The following is a 5,696-nucleotide window of genomic DNA, read 5'->3' on the forward strand; positions in this document are numbered from 1 at the left end:
GCGCCAGGCTCGGGTCCAGGCGTGCCCCGGCGGTGATCACCACGCGCAGCGACGCAACCGGGTTTCGCGCCCGCACCTCGTCCGGAAGGTCGAGAATCCGGGCGAGCATGACCGGGACCGCGGCGAGCACGTGCGCGCGATGCAACGACACCTGGGCGAGCGTTGCTTCGGCGTCGAACCGGCGTCTTGTCAGCAGCGTGCCGCCGAGTATCACCGTGAGCAACACCATCCCGAACCCGAACGCGTGAAACATGGGCACCGGTACGACAATTCGGCTTCCAGCGCGCAGCCCGATGCGATCGAGGAACACGACTCCAACACCGAGCGCCGGGGTGATACTGGGTGTGCGCGGCACACCCTTGGGTGTGCCCGTCGTGCCGGACGTCAGGAGCACGATCCGTCCGCGCGGCCCGGCCTTCGGCCGTGGCTCGCGCCCATCGATCTCGAGCGCCGCGAGATCGACGACGGCGACCGCCTCGTCTGCCGCGCGCACCCGATCGGCGAATTCGTCGTCACAAAGCACGGTCTGGATCCGGTGCGCGCCCAACGCGGTCGCCAGCGCGTCGGTTTGGAACTCGGTGTTGAGCAACACCACGTCGGCACCGACCGACGCCGCCGCGAACATCGCCTGCATGAAGGCGCGCCCGTTGCGGCACAGGATGCCGACCGAGATCCCGGGTCCGACGCCGTGGCGGTAAACCAGCGCGGCCGCCACGGATTCGGTGCGGGACTGCAGCTCGCCGTAGCTCAGCGCGCCGTCATCGTCGATCACCGCGGTCCGGTCCGACCAGCGAACCGCCGCGATCGCCAGCACGGTAGCCAGGTTCGCACTGCCTCGAACCACCTCGCGCACGATGCGGAACATCGTCAGCGGCCCAGCGGGCGCAAACAATCCCGATCGCAGCACCACCCGGGCCGCGCTGGTCACGATGTTCGCGGCCGTCATCGCCGAATCCCCAGAGCGCTTGGGGAATCGGTGGTGAACCGATACATCAGCCCCATCCCGACCTCCAGCGCCCTGGGCAGCAGCATCGAGCTGATTTCGACCGGCCACACCCACAACGGCTGCACGCTGCCGGGCCGTTCGATGATCGCCTTCGCGACGATGTCGGCGGCCTGCTCCGCAGACAGGCCCGGCATTCTGCGCAGGATCGGCGTGGGTGCGCTCATGGGGGTGTGCATCAACGTCATGTACACCGAGGTGACATGCACGCCGTCGCAGCTCCGGTGCGACGCTGCGCAACCACACATCGAACGCGCTCTTGGACGCCAGGTAGGCGCCCCAGCGCGGGCCTGGTGTGGTGCGCACACCGATCGTCGAAATGCTCACGATGTGCCCGCTGCCGCGGCGCCTCATCGCGGGAAGCAGCCCGAGCAGCAACCGGACCGGGCCCAGGTAGTTGACGCCGATCGTGCGCTCGAAATCCTGCGGCCGGTCGTACTGCAGATGCAGCGACCGCCGGATGGACTTGCCGGCGTTGCTGACGACGACGTCCATCGGGCCGTGGTTTTCGGTGAGCCGCTCCGCCAGCGCGGCGACCGCTGTCTCGTCGGTCAGATCGGCCGGGTACCCGGCTGCGCGGCCGCCGCCCGCGTTGATCGACGCCGCGAGGGCTGCCAGCCTGTCCGCAGAGCGGGCGACCAGCAGCACGGTCGCCCCGGCCGCCCCGAGCTTGCGCGCGGTGGCCTCGCCGAGTCCGTAGGAGGCACCGGTCACCAGCACGGTCTTGCCGGACACCGCGGCGCGCAGCCGATCGGGATTCGACACCCGCGGTGGATTGGCGATCTTGTCGACAGCCTTGGCTACCAGGTTCATTGGACCGCCTTACTACCCGGACGAGTCGCAGCGTAGCCCCGCAGCAACGCACGTATCGAGCGTAAGACGGCGTGGCAGGTGTCGACCGGGTTCGGGGAGGTCGCCACCAACGTCGCGCCTCGCCTGAGCGCGCCCAGCAGACGCCTGGTGACGATTTCGGGGTCCTCGACCCGAAGGGTGCCCTCCTCGTTGGCGGCGCGCAGCGCGGCGACGATGACTACGAACGCGTAGCGCTCGTCGAGTTCGGTCTAGCGGGCCGGTCCGAGCACGGCGGGGCCGTCGAGCACGAGGATGCGTTGCATGTCGGGCCGCGGAACCGCCTCGAGGAATGCGTCAAATCCGCGCGCGAGCTCGTCCAGATGGTTCGACGCGCCCGCCGATCCCGCCGCCAACTTTGTTCTCACCGCCCTGCGTGAGACGGGTGACCTGGTCGCCGCCGCGCTCGGCGACCAGCGCCGAGCAAGCTTCGCACCGCCGGGGCGGCGATGAGCATGGACGAAGCGATTTCCTATGCGCTCGCCAACATCGACCCGAAACTCCTCACCGGTCCCGTCACCCTCAAGCCTGCCGCGCACGCTGATCCACGTCTCGGGTTCGGAGGTGCTGCTCTACGACGCCCGGCTGGCGGCCAGGCGGCTGGCCGCCGCGGGAGTGCCGGCGGAGCTCAGGACTGGCCCGGCCAGATGCACGTCTTCCAGCTGTGCGCGCCGGTCGTGCCGGAGGCCACCCGCTCGCTGCGCCAAATCGGGGACTACATCCGGCAGGCCACCTCGTAAGAGTGCTACAACAACCGCCGACCGTACGAACCAGCGCCTCGTCCTCAAAGCCGACGACACCATGGCCGTAGCGATCGAACGTCATGGCCACGGGTGGCAACCTCTGGCCGACGTGCCAGCAAGACACGGCCCGCGTCATCCTCGACGACGGCAACACAAGTCCAGGTAGCCGTGGCCGGGCAGTACCGGAATGCTGCCCAACACGGCCGCCGCGCTCAACACCGCCGACTACCGTCGCCGCAACGTCATCGAGCGCAGATGCAACCAACTCAAGCAATGGCGCGCACTGGCCACCCGCTACGACAAACTCGCCATCGTCTACCGCCCTGGTCCACACGCCGTCATCGCCTGGGCCGCACATTTATCAGGTACGCCCTAGTTCACGCATTTTCGCGTTGGCGTGACCTGCCCGCTCTACCCTGTCGGTATGAGGCGGCTGTCGAGCGTCGATGCGGCGTTCTGGTTCGCCGAAACGCACGCCTGGCACATGCACGGCGCCGGACTGACGATCTGAGACCCTTCCGACGCGCCGGGTTTCTGCTTCCGTGTTCTCAAAGACCTTGTCGCTTCTCGCCTTCCGGAGATGCCGGCGCTGCACTACCGAGTGGCAGGCGCGCCGCTGGGACTCGACAGGCCATGGTTCGTCGAGGACGCCAAGCTCAACATCGACTATCACATCCGGCAGGTCGCGGTGCCCGAGCCCGGAGGACGTCGCGAGCTCGAGGATCTGGCCGGCCGTCTCATGTCCTACCCACTCGACCGGGACAGGCCGCTCTGGGAGATGTGGTTCATCGAGGGTCTGGAGCATGGACGTGTCGCGATTCTGACGAAGATGCATCACGCCCTTGTCGACGGTGTGTCTGGCTCCAGTCTGAGCGAGATCATGCTCGACATCAGCCCCCGACCGCGTCCACCCGCCGTCGAGGGCAGCCCATCATCGACGCGAGGGATGCCCCCGTTCGAGCTGCGGGCGCTGGGCGGCATGTTCAACGTGGCGGTGAGAACGCCATACCGCCTCTTGCGAATCGCTCAGCAAACGCTGTCTCAACAGCTGGCCGTGCGCGGGTTGGCCAACAAACCTCCCCGATTCTTCGAGGCACCGACAACGCGTTTCAATGCCGAGATCTCGACGCAGCGGCGTATCAGCAGCAGCAGAGTGCCACTGGATCGGGTGAAGGCAGTCAAGTGCGCCTTCGGCGTGAAGCTCAACGACGTGGTGCTCGCGCTCGTTTCCGGGGCGATGCGCCGTTACCTGCTCGACCGGGGTGAGCTCCCCGATCAGCCGCTGGTGGCCCAGGTTCCGATCTCCACTCATGGCGAGAGCAGAGAGATCGCTAACCAGATCAGCTCCATGACCGTCAGCCTCGCCACCAATGTCGCCGACCCCGCCGAGCGGATGAAAACCATCTATGGCAATTCCCAGGGCGCCAAGGAGATGGCCAAAGCGCTTACCGCACATCAGATCATGGGTCTGACGGAGACCACGCCGCCTGGCTTGCTGGCGCTGGCCGCCAGGGCCTACACGGCCAGCCACATCGGTGGCCACGTCGCTCCTATCAACATGGTGATCTCCAACGTTCCCGGACCCGACTTCCCCGTTTATTTGGCCGGCGCAGTCGTGGAGCGGCTCGTACCCCTCGGACCGGTGATGCTGGAGGTGGCATTGAACATCACCTGTTTGAGCTACCACGGATTCGTGGATTTCGGCTTCGTCACCACACCGGAGATCGCCAATGACATCGACGGACTAGCGGACGCGATTGAGCCCGCGCTGAAGGACCTGGAGGAAGCTGCCGGTCTCCTTTCGGCGTCCTGACCGACAAGGTCGGCCTCATGTCGACCGGAACCGGTATCGGTGTAGGCGATATCAACACCGTCGACGCGGACCTGCTGAGTCGTCATTGGTGCACCCTCAATCGCTTCGGCCCCCAGGTACACATGTTCCACGTCACCTTCACCCGGCGGGCTTAGGGGGGAGACGAGCGGGGCTGCGGGCACCTCCATGGTGAGGAGCCGTACGCGGAACCCCTAAGGGCGAACGCGGCGCCCGCAAAGAGGACTGTTCGCATTCCGAGCATCGGACGTGGCTGTCGCGTGCCTGTGGCAGCATGTGCATGTGACCACGACGACGCCTTCCTGGGATGTGGTGCCCGTCGACGACCTTGGCGGCTATCCGGCTACGCCTGAGCCGCCAACCGCGGTGACCGCGTCGCCGGGGACCGCGGAAACTTCCGCCAGGTCATAAGTCACAGCGGACGGCGGTGGACCGTCCTGCCGGTGATGACCTTCGCCGCGAACACGGCCAGCCGGGCGATGCCGAGGTAGGTTGCCGGGCTGAACATGGTCGGCCACTTCGTTCTGATCAGGTGATCGGTCAGGGGTCGGCCGGCGAACCGGTCCTGCAACCACCGCATCGTCATCGGGGCGGACAGTGGGTGTAGCAGCAGGTGCTCGCAGAACGCGTCCCGGTGGTAGGCGACGTCGGCTCCGCCGGCCGAATAGGCGTCGGCCAGCGCGTCGATGTCGGCGACATCGATGAGGTAGTCGTGTACGGCCTGCACGATCAATACCGGCGGTGTCGGCGCCGTAGCGCCGAGTTTGATGCTGTCGAAGACGTACTGGACCTCCGGCATCGTCAGGATCTCGTCCAGCGGCCGGTCGAGGTACTCGCTCACGTCCTTTCTCGCCATCCGGATGACCGCGCCCACCGTGGTCATGGTCTCCAGCTGGCGCAGCAGAGCGAGTCCCTCTTCGTTGGTGTGCTCCTGGATCACTCGGCCCAAGTCTGGGTAGATGTGTGCCAGCGCGGCGATCACCAACGCGGGGAGACCAGCCAGGAGGCTGCCGTTGAGCCGGCGGAAGGTGTGGCCCAGGTCGCCGATGGGTGATCCGAGCACGGCGCCGACGATGTCGAGTTCGGGTGCGTAGTCGGCGCATATTTCGGCAGCCCAGGCGGTGGCGAGCCCGCCGCCGGAGTACCCCCACAACGCGACGGGCGCCGACGCTGACAATCCGATGCGCTCCGAGCTCAGTGCGGCCCGGACTCCGTCGAGGACGCAGTAGCCAGGTTCGTACGGCGCGCCCCACATCCCGTTGGGGCCTTC

General features: G+C 67.0%; 4 protein-coding genes and 4 pseudogenes. 4 read left to right on the forward strand and 4 right to left on the reverse strand.

All coding sequences use genetic code 11. The features are described from left to right. The 3 genes and pseudogenes from ACLQI9_RS21355 to ACLQI9_RS21365 all read right to left on the reverse strand — a co-directional run. Positions 1 to 946, reverse strand: a 946-nt coding sequence (locus ACLQI9_RS21355) for an AMP-binding protein (RefSeq protein ID WP_442392139.1), incomplete at its 3' end; no start/stop codon positions are given. Then, a pseudogene (locus tag ACLQI9_RS21360) lies at positions 943 to 1,816 on the reverse strand (SDR family NAD(P)-dependent oxidoreductase). The gene ACLQI9_RS21355 and the pseudogene ACLQI9_RS21360, both read right to left, overlap by 4 nt. Next, positions 1,813 to 2,391, reverse strand: a pseudogene (locus ACLQI9_RS21365) (hypothetical protein). The pseudogenes ACLQI9_RS21360 and ACLQI9_RS21365 overlap by 4 nt, the downstream one beginning before the upstream one ends. On the opposite strand from ACLQI9_RS21365, the pseudogene ACLQI9_RS21370 reads away from it, so the two are divergent. The 4 genes and pseudogenes from ACLQI9_RS21370 to ACLQI9_RS21385 all read left to right on the forward strand — a co-directional run. Then, positions 2,381 to 2,592 (forward strand): annotated as a pseudogene (locus tag ACLQI9_RS21370) (alpha/beta hydrolase fold domain-containing protein); the annotation flags it as partial. The pseudogenes ACLQI9_RS21365 and ACLQI9_RS21370 sit on opposite strands and share 11 nt — an antisense overlap. Before the next feature lie 190 nt (positions 2,593 to 2,782). Next, positions 2,783 to 2,971: a hypothetical protein gene (locus tag ACLQI9_RS21375; protein ID WP_442378824.1), complete on the forward strand. Its 189-nt coding sequence runs from the start codon at positions 2,783 to 2,785 to the stop codon at positions 2,969 to 2,971. Positions 2,972 to 3,019: 48 nt separating this feature from the next. Continuing rightward, a pseudogene (locus ACLQI9_RS21380) lies at positions 3,020 to 4,408 on the forward strand (WS/DGAT/MGAT family O-acyltransferase). Between the two features lie 17 nt (positions 4,409 to 4,425). Beyond that, positions 4,426 to 4,563 (forward strand): hypothetical protein, encoded by a 138-nt coding sequence (locus ACLQI9_RS21385; protein ID WP_442378815.1) that lies wholly within the window; start codon positions 4,426 to 4,428, stop codon positions 4,561 to 4,563. Positions 4,564 to 4,838: 275 nt separating this feature from the next. On the opposite strand, the gene ACLQI9_RS21390 is transcribed toward ACLQI9_RS21385, so the two are convergent. Further along, a partial coding sequence (locus ACLQI9_RS21390) for a lipase family protein (protein ID WP_442392140.1) occupies positions 4,839 to 5,696 on the reverse strand: 858 nt, incomplete at its 5' end.

Source organism: Mycobacterium sp., from assembly GCF_052143115.1.
Classification (GTDB): domain Bacteria; phylum Actinomycetota; class Actinomycetes; order Mycobacteriales; family Mycobacteriaceae; genus Mycobacterium.

What these genes read in the sequence shown, in the direction of transcription:
- ACLQI9_RS21375 (WP_442378824.1), top strand. Translation starts at nt 2,783, where the DNA reads ATGCTGCCCAACACGGCCGCCGCGCTCAACACCGCCGACTACCGTCGC.
- ACLQI9_RS21385 (WP_442378815.1), top strand. Translation starts at nt 4,426, where the DNA reads ATGTCGACCGGAACCGGTATCGGTGTAGGCGATATCAACACCGTCGAC.